The organism is Microcoleus sp. S13_B4 (genome assembly GCF_036700885.1).
In the GTDB taxonomy this organism is placed as follows: Bacteria; Cyanobacteriota; Cyanobacteriia; order Cyanobacteriales; family Microcoleaceae; genus Microcoleus.
Window position 1 is genome coordinate 100,961 of record NZ_JAUBPU010000013.1, and the last position, 15,865, is coordinate 116,825.

Consider the following 15,865-nt stretch of genomic DNA (forward strand, 5'->3'; position numbering starts at 1 on the left):
AGGAGTTTCACCGCGCCTGCTGTACTGTATGCAGCAGGACTTATGCACGACGATCCTAAAAACCCGATTTTTTTGCTTAAGTCCTTTGCAGATTGGAAGCGAACGCATATCTCAATGCTAGACTTGTGCTTTCGGCAGTCCGATCTCCTTGTCGCAGAAAGCCTGCCTGCTGATATTTGCCTTGGATACTCGATCGAATCTGCGATCGCAAATTGCACCTTTTTCCTCGGCTTGCCCAAACTGCGTGCCAGTCGCGCAATGTGATAGGACAACTAGGAACCAGTGCCGCCCGCACTTCTTTGTCTGAAAACATTCTAACCGATTCGTGTTTTCACCTTCTTATTAGAAGAATCGGTGTTTTTAGGAAATGCTTTTTCTTTCGGTATTCTTTATTTGGGAAAGCCGAGCGAAAAACCACTTGAACCCGCAGTGAATTCAGTAACGTTTCCAAGGCAGGCTTCCAGTAAATGCAGTCGATGTGCACGACGAGCAAAATACCCAATCGAGCGTCCAGGGGCATTGAAGTCCCTAGACCACGGGGCGCTTTTACGGTCATCAGAAATTCTTAGGAAAAACGCTGCTGCCAGAAACGCTGCTGAACTCACGTATCTAGCAACTCCTGTAAAATCTGTTCTACTGTTACCTTCAACGGAGGTAAATTATTCTGTACGATCGCCCAAACTAGGTTCAGCGAAACTCGGAAATATTCATGTACTACAAGATTCCTAAACGCTACAATCTGCGCCCAAGGCACTTGGGAATATCGGCTAGTTAACTCGGACGATAACGCATTTGTTGCTTCTCCAATAATCTGGAGGTGATGAACAATCCAAATTTGGATTAATTCTTGGTTATCAAATGCCTGCCTGCCTTGGCTTGCATATCGCTCAATTGCAGCTATTGCATCTAATATATCTTGCAGCCGTTCCGCTTCCCGCCTCATAATGGTACAGCTTCCTGCAAAACGCGCTCGCGAATGCGTTCTTTGAGCATATCCACTGTGGCGATATCGACCTTGCGATTGAGCAGTTGTTCTAAATCAAGCAATAGTCCACCTGGAAACCAAGGCGTAATTTTCTCTAAATCGTAATCCACTAACAAATCAATATCGCTTTCTGGGGTCGCTTCCCCCCGTGCTACTGAACCGAATACGCGCACGTTGTAGGCTCCGTGCTTTTGGGCAATGGCTAGAATTTGCGATCGCTCATAATACAGTAATTCTTGAATGCCTAATCCTGTTTTGGTCATCAAACCCTCCTCAACGTCTTAAGATGGTGCCCTCATTGCTATTTCTAGTCTGGCACTTTCAGCAACAAGTTACGCCCAATTACGCAAGCTATCGCTACACAACGCCATTTGCGATCGCCACTAACACCTCAATTTGCGAGAAACTAAACCCAAACCCAAAACCCCAACACCTCCGCCATGCCCAAACTCCCTGAGTGCGATCGCTGTCTCCTCTACGCCCGCAACCCACATTTAGTCTGTGCCGTGCATCCCACAGGCCCTAACACTAATACTTGCATTGACTTTCGAGAAAACCCCGACGCTGAACCGGAGGAATTGTGGGAACCCGAAGGGGCAAGCTACTATGGCAACGAACTAATCTTGCAACCACAGCAGCGATGGACACCAGAGCAACAGTTAGAGCTGCTGGATACCCACCCACTGTTTACTGGTCGGTGTCCCCACTGTGAGTTCCCGTTCCCCCAATATGAAACACCCCCAGTGCATTGGGATTGTTCGGAGTGCGGGTGGATGGATGATTCGGTGTGAGGCGATCGCTCATAGTGATTGGGCGATCGTTAGTTTTATTGGCTACGGCGCAATGAAAAGTTAGTCGGGGAAATTGCTTTTGCTGTCAGTTCTCTGGTTCGTCAGACAGAATTGACGAGGGTAGCCACTTCTGCGCGTTCTTTGGTGGTGGCAGTGGATATTCTGTTGACGACGTTGGGTATTGGTGCTTTGATGGTATGGATGGGTTTACTTTGTCGCAAGGAGGGTTTGCACCGGGGGAGGCGGTTCATTTGACAGGATCAGGCGGAAGCTTTGCGGTGGGCGACTAGCGCTAAGGGGAAGTTTGCTCGGAATTTGATAAAAAGATGTTCGGCGTCTAAGAGTGACGTTGAAGGTTGCGGGGCGTCCTGCTACGTCGGGTGTCTGTACTGTGTGGGTGGAGCCTTTAGAGCAGCGTAAATTTAGTGACTAAGTGCTTGCAATTTTATACACGGTAATAGCGTGTTAGACCGCAATTACGATGTAATTAAGAGTTAAGCAGTTTAATGAATTGGAAAGCTAAAGTAGTTGAGAGATATAAAAAATGTTTGCTCCCCAAGATTTTCATCTTCGCATCTTCCTTGAATCGCACTGTAACTTTCGATGCGTCTATTGTAACCCTGATGCGGAGCGACAAGAAGATAGAGTTATTAGTGATGAGGAGATTATTGATTTTCTTAATGTAGCAAGCCAAGTTGGTATTAGACGTGTCCATTACTCCGGTGGTGAACCGACTCTGAGAAAGGGGCTACCCGATATCATCAGAGCCGCGTCACGATTGGGCTTTATAGATCAATCTATGACGACTAATGGTTTGCTCCTAAGTCGTAATATTGATGCCTATTCAAACGCAGGTTTACAAAGAACTAATATCAGCATTGATTCGTTGAGACAAGAGCGTTTCCAGTCATTAACGGGTAAAGACTGCCTGAAAGATGTACTTTCTGCAATTGATAAGGCTGTGGAATGCTTTGGGGAGACAAAAATTAATATTGTTGTTTTGAAAACCAATGTTGATGAAATCCCGGATTTTCTTGAGTTTTCGCACAAATATTCAGGGAAGGTTGTGTGTCGATTTATTGAGTTACAGACAAACCAACCTATTTTTTTTCAAGGACATAGAATAAATCATCTTCATGTAACGCATGAAGAAATAATGAATATCGTGTCTAGCTATGGTGAGCAAGTCCCAGTTTTTATTGCAGGGAAAAACCCAAACTGTTCGTACTTTGCGATACCAAACACTAAAGCTAGATTTGGAATCATTGCAAATCATTCGCGTGGATATCCGTGCGGAGGTTGCAAGAAAGTCAGATTGAGCCCATATGGTGATGTTGGAGTCTGCATCACAGCAGAAGGTACGAATATACGTCATACTACTACAGCTCAGAAAAAAGAAATTTTGCTGAGCCAGATTGATTATCGGCAAAAGCTAGATGAAGTCAATCCTCATCGCCTTCATCTTTCAAGTGACTATGGCTTCTGGAGATGGGGAGACCTTAATCCATCTAATGAGGCTCGTCCTATCCCAATGAATTCTATCCTATTAGAAAAAGAGATCGCAAATGAATAAACCAAAAACAATGATGGAACTTGCAAAACAAGCTTCTGGATGGCATTTTGATCCAAGTATTCCGGAAAAATCTTTTAGAGAAGTTGCTTGGTTTCGGAAAGAATGGAAACCTGAATTGAAAGCCTATCTCCAAGCTATGCAAAGTCAAGGAGCATCGAATGTCATTACTTTGGGTTCTTATTCTGGAAGAAATAAGCATACTGAAGAAGAAGAAATGGAATTATGGGGATATGAAAAAACCCAGCCATTTCATTCATACATGAATATTTCAGCATATTGTGAACAAGGAATTGAGCCTCCTGATTTTATCAATTCGATAGTGGATTTATGCGAATTGAAATTTCCAGTCGCGGAAATTTTAAGAATGCAGCCCGGTCAAATGTTACCTTGGCACTGCGATATGTACAACTCATACAGGAAGGAACACGGGGAGGACGCTAACGTCATACGATATGTGGTCGCGCTAGATGACTGGGATTGGGGACATTTTATAGGAATTGGAAATAGTGTTTGGCATCAATGGAAGCGTGGTCAAGCTATATATTGGCCTAGGTATATGTATCATTGTGCAGCCAATTCAGGACGTAAATCATTGCTTTTGTTTACCATAACGGGACAAGTTCAAGAATCTAGTCTTCATCAAAAACCTCTATCAATTTTTGACTTATGAATCATAGTTATAAGACAACAAATCGTCACTTAAGAGATATCAAGCTTTTTAATAGTCTCACGGGTTTAGTTGAGATCGTCAAACCCAAAACACCGGGAGTGATCAAGTTTTATGCCTGTGGACCTACTGTTTACTCATATGCTCACATAGGTAACTTTCGTTCTTTTCTGACGGCAGACCTTATCGTGCGAATCGCAAAAGTTTCTGGGTACAGTGTGACTTTTGTTAGCAACATTACTGATGTAGGTCATCTTTCTGTTGATGATGTAGCTGATGCAGGTGGGCAAGACAAAATGGTTCGAGCATTAAAAGGATCTGATGGTAATATTTTTAGGAATGTTTGGGATTTGGCCAGGTATTACACAAGTTGCATGGAAGAGGACTGGAAATCCCTTAACTTGTCTCAGCCAGATGTTCGTCCGAGAGCGACTGAACATATTACAGAGCAATTAGAGTTGATTGAGAGTCTCTGCCGACAGGGATTTGCTTATGAAACATCTATGGGAGTCTATTTTGAAATATCAAAATTTCCTCAGTATGGAGCGTTGTCGGGGAATATACTTGACCAAGTACGCGAGGGGACGCGAGATATCGTGTCTGACCCAGAAAAACGTAGTGTACATGATTTTGCACTTTGGAAGAAAGACAAAGCCCATCTGATGCGTTGGCATAGCCCTTATGGATGGGGGTTCCCAGGTTGGCACATTGAGTGTAGCGCTATGGCAATGAAATACCTTGGAGCATCCTTTGATATTCATTCAGGGGGTGAAGATAACCGATTCCCACATCATGAGTGTGAGATTGCCCAATCAGAAGCTTTAACAGGTATGCAATATGTCTCTACCTGGGTTCACACTGCACATTTGTTGGTAGAAGGACGCCGCATGGCAAAGAGTAGTGGGAACTTCTTTACTGTGAGAGAGATTTTGGGAAGAGGGATCGATCCACTTGCTTTAAGGTATGCACTGACCTGCTCTCATTACAGGGACAATATAAATTTTACTGAAGCTTCGCTTGAGGCTGCTATTCGTGTACAAGAGCGCATCCGAGATTGCTACAATGCAGTTAAGAAAAGGTTAGACAACAATCTGTCTGTTGAATCGACAAGAGAGCCCGTTAAGCACAATAAATTTCTTGATGAACTTTTAAAGACGTATGATAAGTGCCTAACTGATTTGCTTGATGATCTCAACACATCTTCAGCTTATTCTCATCTTATAGCTGGGATTCGACTGATTAACTCAAACATTAAGTCAATTAGTCAGGGGGAACTTAAGAAATGTTTGGATTGGTTCGATTCAATGAATGAATTAACAGGCTTGGTTTTCAGTACCTATGATATTAGATATTCAGAGAGTGATAGCTTTGATGAGGCTTGGGTGCGGGAGCAAGTAGAAGCTCGTAATGAAGCACGTTCCCAGCGTGACTTCAAGCTAGCGGATAAAATAAGAGACACTCTTCTTGCATCAGGAGTAAAGCTGTTTGATGAACCAAACGGGACAGAGTGGAGGCGAATTTGACAGGTTTTAATAGCACCCATCTAAATGAAAGTTCTGATTTTGAGGATGTGCTGACAATCATTTCGGATTTTAAGAATGGTCGCCAGGAAGATCTCCTTGATGTGAGTGGAATTTGGCAGACCTCTTCCATTTGGAGTTCTATGCCACAGGTAGGCAAGAATCTCAAGAATGTGCTCTCCGAATTTCAAAAAGATTTTCTAGCATTTTCACCAAATCCTACAGCTTTGAATCAGCTTGCTTTGCCATATAAAGGAGATTCAGTTCCCGGTTTGATTGGTGAATTGCTTGCCGCTGGTATACATCAAAACTTAGTTGATTACCGATGGAGTCCTGCGGCTACCGCTATGGATTTTTTAATCATTAAATGGTTTCGAGAACTCATTGGCTATCGAACAGTAGAATCTCCTTCTTCTTTGCTTGAATTCGGTGGCTTAATAACGGCAAGCGGAACTACAAGTAATGCAAGTGCGTTAATGATAGCGCGTGAAAAAAAAACCCCAGGAGCTTTTGCAAAGGGAATAACAAATCCAGAAGTATGTGGAGTAATTGTTCCGGAGCACCTTTACCATTATGGAATTCGATTGGCGCTTGGCTGGCTCGGATGTGGGATGAGAGTAATTCCTGTTCCTATTCGAGACTTCAAATACGATCTTGTTCATCTTGAACGTACTTTGAAAAAACATAAATCGGGGGTTATGGCAGTGATAGCATTCGCTGGAGATAGCCGAACTCTGACAGTAGATAATCTTAAAAAGGTTTATCAGATAGTTAAGTCTATTGATGAAAGCATCTGGCTTCACTGTGATGCTGCGCATGGAATTAGCTTGGCTTTCTCCTCGTCAAGTAAGAATAAGCTGATTGGAGTTGAATGTTTTGATAGTATTGTTGTTGATGCACATAAGGCGCTTGGTCTACCATTTGGCTGTAGTATGCTCCTTACTAAAGAATTATCCGTTCTTGGATTGTTGGCAGAGTTTCCTCTTAAAGATGGAGATTATTCAACTGGACTAATTACACCATTCATGTCTTCTCGATCATGGCTATCTCTTAAAGTTTGGTTTCACTTATCTACTTATGGAATAATTGCTATTGGAGAAAAATTTGATAGATGCTTAGATATTGCAGAGTGGTTTTCAGGTGAACTTTCACGTACCCCTGGTTTTGTTGTTATACACACTGGAGATATTCCGTCAGTTTTATTTTTGTATAAGGGGGAGGCAGACTGTTTACACACTAATACCTTAAGTGCTATATCAATATCAATTGCTATGAGACTAAAGTCAACATATCAATTATTTACTGTATCAATACCTTGCCCTACTTCGCTTGTAAAGGGTGATGAGACAGTTACTGCCTTAAGAATTGTAATTTCATCAGATAAAATCACCAAACAATATCTTATTGAATTTATTGAAAACCTAAAGCGTGCTGCAAATGAAAAATGATCAAGTAGTTTCTGTTTACGAAAAGTCTACCGCAGTAATTCGGTGGGTTGATGAGTTTTGTCGAGATAATTTGAAAAGTTATTTCATTGTTGCGTTTGGTTCATACGCTGCCAATCGAATGACTCAAGACTCTGACATTGACTTGATTGTCTTCTCTAAAAATCCTGAACCGTTTTTATGCAAAACACTAGCTCTCGAATTTATTAATCAATGTAGCACGTTGGGAATTAGTACTCAAGCACAAATCCCACATGAGCTTTACATTATATCACCTTATAAAACCCTCATCGAAGGAATCTGTGGAGAGGGATTTGATATAGATGAAGGAAAATTAGTGATTCCACAAAGAATTGAACATCCTGATTTTTATTGCAGTCAGAAAATGTTGCGTCGGTTTTGTTTTAATGCACTAACTACTCACAATCTATTTTGTGGTGGCAATAATGATACTTTTATTTATTTCCGCACTACTGCTTTTTGCGCGTTAGTACGGTTTTTGATTAACTTAACAGGTAATCTAACCTTTACCAGTAAAGACTTAGTTAAGGCAAGTATTTCAGAACCAAAAAGTGGAAGACGGGAAGGAAGATTTTTGGGGTATAAAGATTTGCCTGAGAATCACGTATCACTTTGTGAGGGTTTTGATCATGCGCTTACTCTCCTGTTAAGTAACAAAATTATTCAATATCATGACGGCTTCTTTGTAATCAAAGATCAAGAATGGGTCAAGGAATGGTACAGTTATCCAAATTTCATAATTTCACCGACGGAGGTTTCCTAATATGTCCCTTTTGGATTTGATAAATTCCGAACGTTCTCGACAGCAGGAAGTATTGCAACTGGTTGCTTCCGAGAATTTACCCTCAATTCATGTAAATAATGTTCTTAATGCAGGCTTCCTTAGTTGGACAACAGTAGAAGGTAGATTGGGAAATAGATTTCATGGTGGTTGTGAGATCATTGACAAAATTGAAGAAATGGCAGTTCGTTCTTGTCAGGAGTTGTTTGATACTCCTGAAGCATTTGTTCAACCAGTGACTTCAAGTACTGCAAATTTAGCGATTGCGAAAATTGCCAATGTTAGAGGTTCTGTTTTATCATTAAGTACCTCAAGTGGGGGACATATTTCTCACTCTCGATTTATCCATAATACCTATTCATTTGACTTGAACGAGGTTACGCATCGAATTGACTTAGAGCAGCTTCGGCAAACCATTAAGAAAACTCAATCAAAAACGCTTATTATTGGTGGTAGCTCCTATCCGAGAGAAATTGATTTTAATGGTATTAGTAAAATTTGTGAGGAGTTTGGTGTTCTTCTTTGGGCTGATTGTGCACACTTAGCAGGGCTAATTGCCGGAGGATTACATCAATCTCCAATTCCCTATTGTGATATTATTACTGCTAGTACTTACAAAACAATGCGAGGGCCACGCTCCGGATTCATCATGTTGGGTCATAAGGCTGTTGAGAGGTTTGGCAACTCTCTCTCTAAAAGTATTCATAAGTCTATTTTCCCAGGCACGCAGAGTTCATCTAACGGTTGTTTAATTGCAGCTAAAGCAGCCTGTTTTCAAGATGCTATGACTCCAGAGTTTCATAAATACATTGAATCCGTCGTGTTGAATGCACGTACTCTCGCAGCTAGACTGGTTAACAGAGGTATTCCCATTTTGACAGGAGGTACTGATACCCATATTGTACTGTGTGATGTTTCCAAAATTGGTATTAATGGGCTATCTGCACAAATGGCACTTGAGTCTGTAGGTATCTTGGCAAATAAAAACCAAATTCCTTTTGATACGAAACCAGTTTCAGTTACAAGTGGGTTAAGACTTGGCAGCAATTTTTTGACGAGCCGTGGTTTTTCAGATGAAGACTTTATCAAAATTGCTGATATCGTAGCAGATGTTCTATTGGCTATTAATAGCCGCTCAGAAAAAACAATGGATTATGAGCAAATACGAATGAATGTTAAAGCAATTTCAGCAACGCGACCTATTCCAACTGAGCTATTATCTGCTTTCCAGCATGATGATTTGTAAGGAAAATCAGAGGCTCCAAAAGTTATCAATCATTGCTAAACTAAAGGGAATAATCCCTTTTCTATTTTGCTTTATATCTCGCCCAAATAACTCAAAAGAATCTTATCACCTAAACCATTACCTAATCCCCTCGGTTCCAGCTTATGCCATCCACCCCCATACACGCGAGCCTTAAGCATCAGCGCTTCATCAGAAATGCGATCGAGCGCCGGCCCCACTTTGAGCAATTTTGGCTTATCCAAAAGCACTTTGGCAAGAGCGGGTTTAGGATACAACATCAAATAGACATTGATAGCCGTAGCCATTGAGTAATTCCGAATAAATCGAAAAGGCCTACCTCTACCAGTAGGACAAGTTGAGGATAGCAAGTTAAAAAACCCAGGGGTCGCCGGGACTGTGTGCGATCGCCCTAGAGTTTCTGCTGCTGTGTATTTGGTGTGCTCTGACTTGGCGATCGCTCTCCAAGTCAAACAAGCGTGAAATGATGGTGAGATGGCACTAAGAAATATGGAATGCAGAAAATGACTGACTGGTCGCTCGAACAAATCAATTTGCTGGACACTGGCGGGGATTAACCCATCAGAAGCCTGCATCAAAACTAATTTCCTCACTCTGGTGCTACTTTAACCGAAGCATGGGAAGAGGCTTGTGAGTATGAGCCCACCGTTGAAGATTTTCGCTTATTGGCATGGCAGAATTCCTGTGGGAGAATCAAGACAGCGTTGAAGTTGATTAGCTGCTGATAATTTTGAATTGAATTTACTTAACAGAGCGATCGCCATATTTTGAAAAAATGAGCTTTTACCGCTATGCCTAAACCAAAGAGGTATCCCGACAATTGGCAACAGATTGCGCTCTCGGTGAAAGAAAACGCGGGCTGGCGTTGTGCAAAATGCCATCAACAATGCCTCAGACCCAGTAAACCCCGACCCGGTAAACAAAGCGGCTTAACCAAATCTGAACGGTGTGCTTTAACTTTGGCGGTGCACCATCGCAACCGGATACCAGAGGACAACCGCCCTGAAAACTTAATCGCTCTGTGTACCGCGTGTCACCTGTCCTATCACAACCGCGGTCAGTCTAACGTATCTCCAGGGCAGTTATCCCTGTTCCCTGATGATGGCATTGATTGGGATATCATTAATTTTTCTGAGGAATCGGCACGGGGCAATTAATTTGATCCGAATCCCCTGCCATCTTCTTCAGGCAATCCAGCGCCGCCAGACAATCTTCCAACGCTCGGTGGCCTCCACCAGGCAGGGGAAAATACTTATAATCTTCGTAATAGTAGCTCCAATCTCCTCCCCACTGTGCTGCCCATTCCATGAGGCATTCGGAGCGCTTGGATAATTGCAGTACGGGTAGATTGTGAAGCCTGCAACAATAAGCCAATATTTTGATATCGAAACTAGCATTGTAAATAATTACTCGTTTCTTTTTCAAAGCTGCATCAATGCGGGGATAGACTTGGGGAAAAGTAGGAGCATCGGCTACCATTTCATCTGTTATCCCGTGAATCTCTGTTACTTCTGCGGGGATGGGAATTGAAGGTTTGATGAGGGTATCGAGCAAGGTTTCTTCAGTGCGATCGATAATTGCTATCTCTACAATTTCAGCATCGTCCAATCCCGTAGTTTCAGTATCCAGAATCACCCAATCGTTCTGGCTTAATTGTTCTCTTGCCCAAAGAACAGCACTCACTCTATCTCGTTCTATGAAACCTACTTCTCGATACCATTCCCGATAATCCCGCTTGATTTGGGCTTTGAGGCGGTTGGCAGCCAAAATTTCTAATTGTTTGGGAGATGGTTTTCTTTTGGGTCGGCAGGATTCAGGATTAGTCGAATCGTAGAGAAACACATCGTATTTTCGCGTTGGGATAACGCCTAAAGGTTTCAGAGGCGATAAACCAAGTTCTCCGAGTTGCTTTTTAGTTTTCAGGTGCGGTGGCGGTTCGTTAGGTTCGCCCCACCAACTGTACTTTGTGAGTTCCACCATTGCAGTTTCCCCATCTCTGCCATTTTATTATCGCATCATTGAGGAAAATGAAAGCAACTACGAATACGGTATTTGTTGGTAACTAAGCGCCTGACTTTTACTCAAATTTCTGAGGCAGTGACCGGGTGTGATATTGCCGATGAACTGATGCACTCGAACAAACCACCAGATTGTCTGGTGAGTTATTGGTTTTGTCATGGTCAAGATGATGGACAACTTCACCGGGTCGGAGTTTGCGGCCGTAGCTTGCGGGGCGCGAACGCGCCATCGTCTGTTCGGCAATTACACGATGCAAATAAACGGTTTGATAGCTCATGGATCTTCTAGAGAAACGGGGAAAATTGCTTGAGAAGTGTCCAAAGTTGGGGTATGGGTTTGTTTCCGAACTTCCTCAAACCAATCTTTATGGGCTTGAAAAACTGCTGCCAGAGTCGAGATTAACACTTGCCACTCTTCATACGGAATGTCAGCGCAATCATTTTCTATTCGACTGAATTCACAGAAACTTCCTTTTTTTTCCTGTGCGAGCAGTCAATCTACGAGCCAGTTCTATTTGACTCATAGATTGATTTCGCAGTTCATTAAACTTGAATTGATTGCTAAGATTTAGTCATGGGTCGTTGACGTTGCTGATTCCTTATTCTTCAATGCCCAGTTTACTGCTTCGTTGAAAGCTTCATCAGTCGGGTTATCTAAGAAACCGATCGAACAGAGCCATTTTAGTTGTATGTTTCGGCCACCGCGACAGATTTTGGTGTTATTCGTACTATGACAAATGTGTTGTCCATTGCCCATCAGATTTTGGTAGTACATTACCAAGTCTGATGGAGAGAGAGGTAACGGTTTTTTTCCACTAAACGGACAAGTTTTGCATGGTTTGTCTTGAACTGGATAAGTTCTCATGTCATTTGGATCGAGTTTCATTTTAGATAGTTCCTAGTTTACGAAAGTCGGGAATTGGTCGTTGGTCGAGACATTGATAAAGATGCAGACAGAACTCATGAACATTTACCCATTCCGATCGAGCAGGCAGAATCTGAATTGCTAAAGCCTCTGCACCCAAAAAAATGTCTTTGACTTTGACCAAATCTATCCAAGTTGGAACTGATTTTTTACGAGACAGGGAGACATGAACCCACGAATAACCGTCTTTTTCAATCGAACAAGAAATTATTACAATCAAACCGTCACGACTTTTATAAGCTCCGCCATCAGCTCCGATCGCCTGAACTGACCAATTACACGGCAACTCTTCAGCAGTGGGTGGATTCCATTTAACAGTTGTAGATTTCATAAGACTGCCGGGAGCGACCCGGCTATGCGCTGATTAGTATCCTAGTAAATCAAACGGATCGCGAGAATCTGTAGCTGGTTCTGGAGGATTGACTAAATCGCATTCAGATTCAATAATTGCCCGATAAACTTCACTCAGTGCCTAAATAGCATCCGCCAAACCTAATTCATTTTGCGTAACAAATTTCTCACTGCTTGCTATTTCATGATACTCTGGCTGGTTCAGTAAAAGTCGCAGTGTTTCTTCAGCACCCGCAATTATTGACTTGATTTGTTCGACTGTGATTGTCATGACTCTTACTCCTTAACTGATTAAACTCACTCAAAACCTCAACGCGAAGCATTATTAGCTAAAAAGAGTTTTCAAGTAATAATTTTCATCAATTTTGTTCTCACAGACAACCATTGACTTAGCTGCTTGTTCGGCTAGCGATCGATTCCAACCTTTGAGTTCAGACTTAGCTACTAATTCAAGCTCTGGCATAACGATTGCTTCTAAGTAAAATACATTCCCTGGTGAATCGTCATAATAACAAGAGCTTTCGACTGTAAATTTCCAGTTTGACCAGTAAAATGTACTTTTCATTGCTGGTTCTTAATCCCGGTAGAGTTCAACCTCAATAATGGAACAATGAGGATTTTCAGATGCCTGGTTCTCCTCAGCTAAGCGTAATTCAGCAGCCGATCGAGTATCGAAGAATTCGGCTGCTTCAAATTCTTCAGTCCATTTCCCTTTCATTTCAAGAAGCCAGTAAACGCAACCATATTCAGTAGCACTGCCAACCCAATAACTCGCCTTAAGAATCGCAAACTTGATTTCCGAATTAGGTTTAGACATAATTTAAGACCGGGAGCGACCCGGCAATCACGCTATTCACTACACAATTGATAGGCAAATACCAAGCACAGGATGAAATTGCTTTCCAATCCGTAGCCTTCCCAACGACTATTTTTGACTCCAACAATGTGACGGCATTGCTTAAGCCATTCAACACCGCCTCGTTTGGTAATTTCTTCAAACAGTCGCGGATGTTGCTGTAATTTGCACTCAATGATTTCCGTCATAATCTCGATCGATTCCTGCATATCAGGGCTTTTGTGTTTTTGATAGGCAGATTCAGCATCACGGAAATTCACGCCTTTGAATGTTACCGGGTAGCACTTTTTGATGTTGCCCTTTCGGAAAGCTAGCTCTGTGGGATTGGTCAGAGCTGCACCAATCCCAATATCAGAGCCAGACCAAATATTAATGCCGTCCATCTTATCAGCTCCAATTAAATAGACTGAGCGATTTGATAGGCTTGTTGATAGAGTGGATCATTACTCTTTGGCTGCTGACCTTCTTTTTGATCGCTGACGGCTAAAGCTACCTTGATTTTCTGAGTTTCAATCTCTGAAGGTAGTTGTTGATTGTGGTAGTAATAGTTGGCAGAAGTCTGGAAAAAGTTAGGGAGGTCGGCTTCATATTTCAGAAACCGAACTAATTCTTTTAAGTTCATAGCATTGAGAAAAGCAACACCACCTTACAGCGAAGCATTACTGTGACTTTTTACTATTGCCTTCTAGTTCTTCGATTTGAATGCCGATCTGATAAGCTTCCTGATATTCACCAAAATATTTCTCAATTTCTTGGGTTTCTTTCTGTGTCTCTATCTATAGCAAATAGATAGTAGCAGTAGCAGTCAAAGTGATGGCAGTTAGACCTGTGAGTAAAAGTTTTGGCATTCTCAGGGAAATAAAGCCGGGAGCGATCCGGCAAAACGCTCTTGAATTAGTGTTGAATCAGTCGATCAAACTTTTTAACTATTTCGTTGGGGGTTTCTTGGCAATCAGCTCCGCCAAACCGTTTGAGCATGAGATTTGCCCAAATAAAATTGACAATCCCTGATGCTGCACAGACTTCATCTTCGTTGCGATCGCCACTCATCCATGAATCCCCCCAGTCAACCGGGTCAGCATCCGAATGAATGCCAGCAACAGCCTGTAACAGCATTCCGTGTCCTGGTTTCCGACATGAGATTGAGCCACCGCTGTTACCGATCGGCGCCTGAAAAGAATTGATTTCACCAGAGCGAGAAACTTGAAAACAGTTTTCACCCCAGCTTGGACAAAAATAAATCTCCGACAACTTGGGAAAAAGCTTTAGGGTAATCTTCTGTTCCTCGATCGCATCCTCTAAACTTTTCCGTGGTTTGTTGGTGGCAGGGTCAATTGCAGCACATCCACCTTGATTGGTGATGCCAATGAGAATGAATCCGATTGAACTCAAATATTCGGTTGCTGCTAAAGCTCCGGGAATCGCTTGTTGATCGTCTGGTCGGTTGATGAATGTTTCCCCGCTTTTCGTTTGGCGGAGTGTACCGTCTAGGTCAAGGAAAAATATTTTCATAGGTGAAAGGTCAAAGTAGATTCAACTTGAATTTTGCCGAAAATCGGCAGAGTTACACAGTCCGACGCTGAGGTGATGTGTAAGTATTTCTAACTTTTATAACCACAAATCCTCAACTTGAATCAGAGTTCGCTCGACTTCAAGTTTTTGTCACCGAGAGCGGACATTCAGGGCGTCTGTGAACAGAAGCACTAGAACAAATTACCAGGGGTTCTGGCGAGTTGTTAGATTTGTTCTCGTCCAAGTGATGAACAACTTCACGCCCGTCTGAGCTTACGATTGACGGTTTGTTCTGCCACCCTATGCAGATACACTGTTTTATAGCTCATAGGTTTTCTCGTTGAAGTAAACGGGAAATACGGCTAGCGCTTTGCTGAAATCGAAAGGTTCGACTTCGGTTTGCTGACGGATTTGTTCAAGCCAAACAATATCACAAGAAAATATTTCAGCTAATTTGGATATCAGCCAGTCATACTCAGGCGATCGCACATCAACTCGGTTGTTTTCGATTTTTGCTAGCAGACAACGATCGATCGTCTCAAAACTGTCTGATGGCACAATCAGCAATTTACACAAATCTTTCTGGCTAAAACCGTACTCTTGCCGAGCATTTTTTATGGTTTTGCCTAGCGTTATCTTGCTTTGGTCGTACATGGTAAGAATTCTGGGAGCGACCCAGATATGCGCTATTAAAAGGTTATATAACCAAATTGTTGATTTGCTAGCTGGACAATCTTCTGAATTAGTTCCTCTCTTTGTGCATCAAATTCTGCATGAGGCAGTTTGATATACCGATAAACTGTTGAGTTTGACCATCGGCTTTCAGAGTCATATCCTTCATCGCCACTAATCACTACAATCTCAATTGATGTAGTTTTTGGCCATCTGGTAATTTGGAGGTGATACTCGCTCCAATCGTCATAGCTATTAAGTAGGCAACTTTCTTTTGTGTATTTTACCAGTTTGCCATCTTTGCTTTCCCAAGTACCATGTTCTGTCTCAAATTCTGCCATTATTTAGTCCTCCATCTCAAACCCTCACAAGCGAAGCATTAGAAACATTGCGAGAAACATTACTAAAAACATTGCGAGAAACATTACTAAAAACATTGCGAGAAACATTACTAAAAACATTGCGAGAAACATTACTAAAAACA

Annotated in this window: 24 protein-coding genes; 8 read left to right on the forward strand and 16 right to left on the reverse strand. The window is 42.2% G+C overall.

All coding sequences use genetic code 11. The annotated features are described in order from the left end of the window. Positions 1-76: 76 nt before the first annotated feature. From QT994_RS10680 to QT994_RS10690, 3 genes are all read right to left on the reverse strand, one after another. Positions 77-313 carry a hypothetical protein gene (locus QT994_RS10680; protein WP_333174235.1) on the reverse strand — a complete coding sequence of 79 codons (237 nt, stop codon included), beginning with the start codon at positions 311-313 and terminating at the stop codon, positions 77-79. 288 nt (positions 314-601) lie between these two features. After that, the gene (locus QT994_RS10685) at positions 602-943 is read right to left on the reverse strand and encodes a HepT-like ribonuclease domain-containing protein (protein WP_194060142.1); all 342 of its coding nucleotides are present in this window, start codon (positions 941-943) and stop codon (positions 602-604) included. Beyond that, on the reverse strand, positions 940-1,248 hold the full coding sequence (locus QT994_RS10690) for a nucleotidyltransferase domain-containing protein (protein ID WP_333174239.1): 309 nt from the start codon (positions 1,246-1,248) through the stop codon (positions 940-942). Before QT994_RS10690 ends, QT994_RS10685 begins: the two co-directional genes overlap by 4 nt. Positions 1,249-1,425: 177 nt before the next feature. Here QT994_RS10690 and QT994_RS10695 point away from each other — a divergent pair, with 177 nt between their 5' ends. From QT994_RS10695 to glyA, 8 genes are all read left to right on the forward strand, one after another. Beyond that, on the forward strand, positions 1,426-1,776 hold the full coding sequence (locus QT994_RS10695) for a hypothetical protein (protein WP_333174242.1): 351 nt from the start codon (positions 1,426-1,428) through the stop codon (positions 1,774-1,776). Positions 1,777-2,119: 343 nt separating this feature from the next. Beyond that, complete coding sequence (locus QT994_RS27795) at positions 2,120-2,209, forward strand: hypothetical protein (protein ID WP_445243893.1); 90 nt, start codon at positions 2,120-2,122, stop codon at positions 2,207-2,209. 111 nt (positions 2,210-2,320) lie between these two features. After that, entirely contained in the window at positions 2,321-3,349 is a 1,029-nt protein-coding gene (locus QT994_RS10700; protein ID WP_333174244.1) for a radical SAM protein, read from the forward strand. Continuing rightward, positions 3,342-4,019 (forward strand): hypothetical protein, encoded by a 678-nt coding sequence (locus QT994_RS10705; RefSeq protein WP_333174248.1) that lies wholly within the window; start codon positions 3,342-3,344, stop codon positions 4,017-4,019. Before QT994_RS10700 ends, QT994_RS10705 begins: the two co-directional genes overlap by 8 nt. After that, positions 4,016-5,539: a cysteine--tRNA ligase gene (cysS, locus tag QT994_RS10710; RefSeq protein ID WP_333174251.1), complete on the forward strand. Its 1,524-nt coding sequence runs from the start codon at positions 4,016-4,018 to the stop codon at positions 5,537-5,539. Before QT994_RS10705 ends, cysS begins: the two co-directional genes overlap by 4 nt. After that, positions 5,536-6,984: a pyridoxal-dependent decarboxylase gene (locus QT994_RS10715; protein WP_333174254.1), complete on the forward strand. Its 1,449-nt coding sequence runs from the start codon at positions 5,536-5,538 to the stop codon at positions 6,982-6,984. The genes cysS and QT994_RS10715 overlap by 4 nt, the downstream gene beginning before the upstream one ends. Then, positions 6,974-7,765 carry a nucleotidyltransferase domain-containing protein gene (locus QT994_RS10720; protein ID WP_333174256.1) on the forward strand — a complete coding sequence of 264 codons (792 nt, stop codon included), beginning with the start codon at positions 6,974-6,976 and terminating at the stop codon, positions 7,763-7,765. The genes QT994_RS10715 and QT994_RS10720 overlap by 11 nt, the downstream gene beginning before the upstream one ends. A 1-nt stretch (position 7,766) precedes the next feature. Further along, entirely contained in the window at positions 7,767-9,029 is a 1,263-nt protein-coding gene (gene glyA / locus QT994_RS10725) for a serine hydroxymethyltransferase (RefSeq protein WP_333174259.1), read from the forward strand. Between the two features lie 71 nt (positions 9,030-9,100). Here glyA and QT994_RS10730 read toward each other — a convergent pair whose 3' ends face one another. The 13 genes from QT994_RS10730 to QT994_RS10785 all read right to left on the reverse strand — a co-directional run bounded on the left by QT994_RS10730 (position 9,101) and on the right by QT994_RS10785 (position 15,722). Further along, positions 9,101-9,622 carry a hypothetical protein gene (locus tag QT994_RS10730; protein WP_333174262.1) on the reverse strand — a complete coding sequence of 174 codons (522 nt, stop codon included), beginning with the start codon at positions 9,620-9,622 and terminating at the stop codon, positions 9,101-9,103. Positions 9,623-10,169: 547 nt separating this feature from the next. Beyond that, positions 10,170-11,027, reverse strand: a complete 858-nt coding sequence (locus QT994_RS10735) for a 3'-5' exonuclease (protein ID WP_333174264.1) — start codon at positions 11,025-11,027, stop codon at positions 10,170-10,172. 97 nt (positions 11,028-11,124) lie between these two features. Further along, positions 11,125-11,343, reverse strand: coding sequence for an HNH endonuclease (locus QT994_RS27800; protein ID WP_445243894.1), 219 nt, complete (start codon positions 11,341-11,343; stop codon positions 11,125-11,127). Then, positions 11,340-11,471 (reverse strand): hypothetical protein, encoded by a 132-nt coding sequence (locus QT994_RS10740; protein WP_333174266.1) that lies wholly within the window; start codon positions 11,469-11,471, stop codon positions 11,340-11,342. The genes QT994_RS27800 and QT994_RS10740 overlap by 4 nt, the downstream gene beginning before the upstream one ends. Before the next feature lie 481 nt (positions 11,472-11,952). Further along, the gene (locus QT994_RS10745; protein ID WP_333174267.1) at positions 11,953-12,321 is read right to left on the reverse strand and encodes a DUF7694 domain-containing protein; all 369 of its coding nucleotides are present in this window, start codon (positions 12,319-12,321) and stop codon (positions 11,953-11,955) included. 141 nt (positions 12,322-12,462) lie between these two features. Then, positions 12,463-12,612, reverse strand: a complete 150-nt coding sequence (locus tag QT994_RS10750) for a hypothetical protein (RefSeq protein ID WP_333174269.1) — start codon at positions 12,610-12,612, stop codon at positions 12,463-12,465. A gap of 54 nt (positions 12,613-12,666) precedes the next feature. Then, positions 12,667-12,906, reverse strand: a complete 240-nt coding sequence (locus QT994_RS10755; protein WP_333174271.1) for a hypothetical protein — start codon at positions 12,904-12,906, stop codon at positions 12,667-12,669. 9 nt (positions 12,907-12,915) lie between these two features. Beyond that, complete coding sequence (locus QT994_RS10760) at positions 12,916-13,158, reverse strand: hypothetical protein (RefSeq protein WP_333174274.1); 243 nt, start codon at positions 13,156-13,158, stop codon at positions 12,916-12,918. Between the two features lie 32 nt (positions 13,159-13,190). Beyond that, a complete protein-coding gene (locus QT994_RS10765) occupies positions 13,191-13,580 on the reverse strand; it encodes a hypothetical protein (protein WP_333174276.1) in 390 nt (129 codons plus the stop codon). 14 nt (positions 13,581-13,594) lie between these two features. Further along, a complete protein-coding gene (locus tag QT994_RS10770) occupies positions 13,595-13,819 on the reverse strand; it encodes a hypothetical protein (protein WP_333174278.1) in 225 nt (74 codons plus the stop codon). A 272-nt stretch (positions 13,820-14,091) separates the two neighbouring features. After that, complete coding sequence (locus QT994_RS10775) at positions 14,092-14,709, reverse strand: hypothetical protein (protein WP_333174280.1); 618 nt, start codon at positions 14,707-14,709, stop codon at positions 14,092-14,094. 318 nt (positions 14,710-15,027) lie between these two features. Continuing rightward, a complete protein-coding gene (locus QT994_RS10780; protein WP_333174282.1) occupies positions 15,028-15,363 on the reverse strand; it encodes a helix-turn-helix transcriptional regulator in 336 nt (111 codons plus the stop codon). A gap of 35 nt (positions 15,364-15,398) precedes the next feature. After that, the gene (locus tag QT994_RS10785; protein WP_333174283.1) at positions 15,399-15,722 is read right to left on the reverse strand and encodes a hypothetical protein; all 324 of its coding nucleotides are present in this window, start codon (positions 15,720-15,722) and stop codon (positions 15,399-15,401) included. Positions 15,723-15,865 lie beyond the last annotated feature (143 nt).

Coding starts and splice junctions, on each gene's coding strand:
- QT994_RS10680 (WP_333174235.1), bottom strand. CDS start 313: ATGTTTTCAGACAAAGAAGTGCGGGCGGCACTGGTTCCTAGTTGTCCT.
- QT994_RS10685 (WP_194060142.1), bottom strand. CDS start 943: ATGAGGCGGGAAGCGGAACGGCTGCAAGATATATTAGATGCAATAGCT.
- QT994_RS10690 (WP_333174239.1), bottom strand. CDS start 1,248: ATGACCAAAACAGGATTAGGCATTCAAGAATTACTGTATTATGAGCGA.
- QT994_RS10695 (WP_333174242.1), top strand. CDS start 1,426: ATGCCCAAACTCCCTGAGTGCGATCGCTGTCTCCTCTACGCCCGCAAC.
- QT994_RS10700 (WP_333174244.1), top strand. CDS start 2,321: ATGTTTGCTCCCCAAGATTTTCATCTTCGCATCTTCCTTGAATCGCAC.
- QT994_RS10705 (WP_333174248.1), top strand. CDS start 3,342: ATGAATAAACCAAAAACAATGATGGAACTTGCAAAACAAGCTTCTGGA.
- cysS (WP_333174251.1), top strand. CDS start 4,016: ATGAATCATAGTTATAAGACAACAAATCGTCACTTAAGAGATATCAAG.
- QT994_RS10720 (WP_333174256.1), top strand. CDS start 6,974: ATGAAAAATGATCAAGTAGTTTCTGTTTACGAAAAGTCTACCGCAGTA.
- glyA (WP_333174259.1), top strand. CDS start 7,767: ATGTCCCTTTTGGATTTGATAAATTCCGAACGTTCTCGACAGCAGGAA.
- QT994_RS10730 (WP_333174262.1), bottom strand. CDS start 9,622: ATGCAGGCTTCTGATGGGTTAATCCCCGCCAGTGTCCAGCAAATTGAT.
- QT994_RS10735 (WP_333174264.1), bottom strand. CDS start 11,027: ATGGTGGAACTCACAAAGTACAGTTGGTGGGGCGAACCTAACGAACCG.
- QT994_RS27800 (WP_445243894.1), bottom strand. CDS start 11,343: ATGAGCTATCAAACCGTTTATTTGCATCGTGTAATTGCCGAACAGACG.
- QT994_RS10745 (WP_333174267.1), bottom strand. CDS start 12,321: ATGAAATCTACAACTGTTAAATGGAATCCACCCACTGCTGAAGAGTTG.
- QT994_RS10750 (WP_333174269.1), bottom strand. CDS start 12,612: ATGACAATCACAGTCGAACAAATCAAGTCAATAATTGCGGGTGCTGAA.
- QT994_RS10755 (WP_333174271.1), bottom strand. CDS start 12,906: ATGAAAAGTACATTTTACTGGTCAAACTGGAAATTTACAGTCGAAAGC.
- QT994_RS10760 (WP_333174274.1), bottom strand. CDS start 13,158: ATGTCTAAACCTAATTCGGAAATCAAGTTTGCGATTCTTAAGGCGAGT.
- QT994_RS10765 (WP_333174276.1), bottom strand. CDS start 13,580: ATGGACGGCATTAATATTTGGTCTGGCTCTGATATTGGGATTGGTGCA.
- QT994_RS10770 (WP_333174278.1), bottom strand. CDS start 13,819: ATGAACTTAAAAGAATTAGTTCGGTTTCTGAAATATGAAGCCGACCTC.
- QT994_RS10775 (WP_333174280.1), bottom strand. CDS start 14,709: ATGAAAATATTTTTCCTTGACCTAGACGGTACACTCCGCCAAACGAAA.
- QT994_RS10780 (WP_333174282.1), bottom strand. CDS start 15,363: ATGTACGACCAAAGCAAGATAACGCTAGGCAAAACCATAAAAAATGCT.
- QT994_RS10785 (WP_333174283.1), bottom strand. CDS start 15,722: ATGGCAGAATTTGAGACAGAACATGGTACTTGGGAAAGCAAAGATGGC.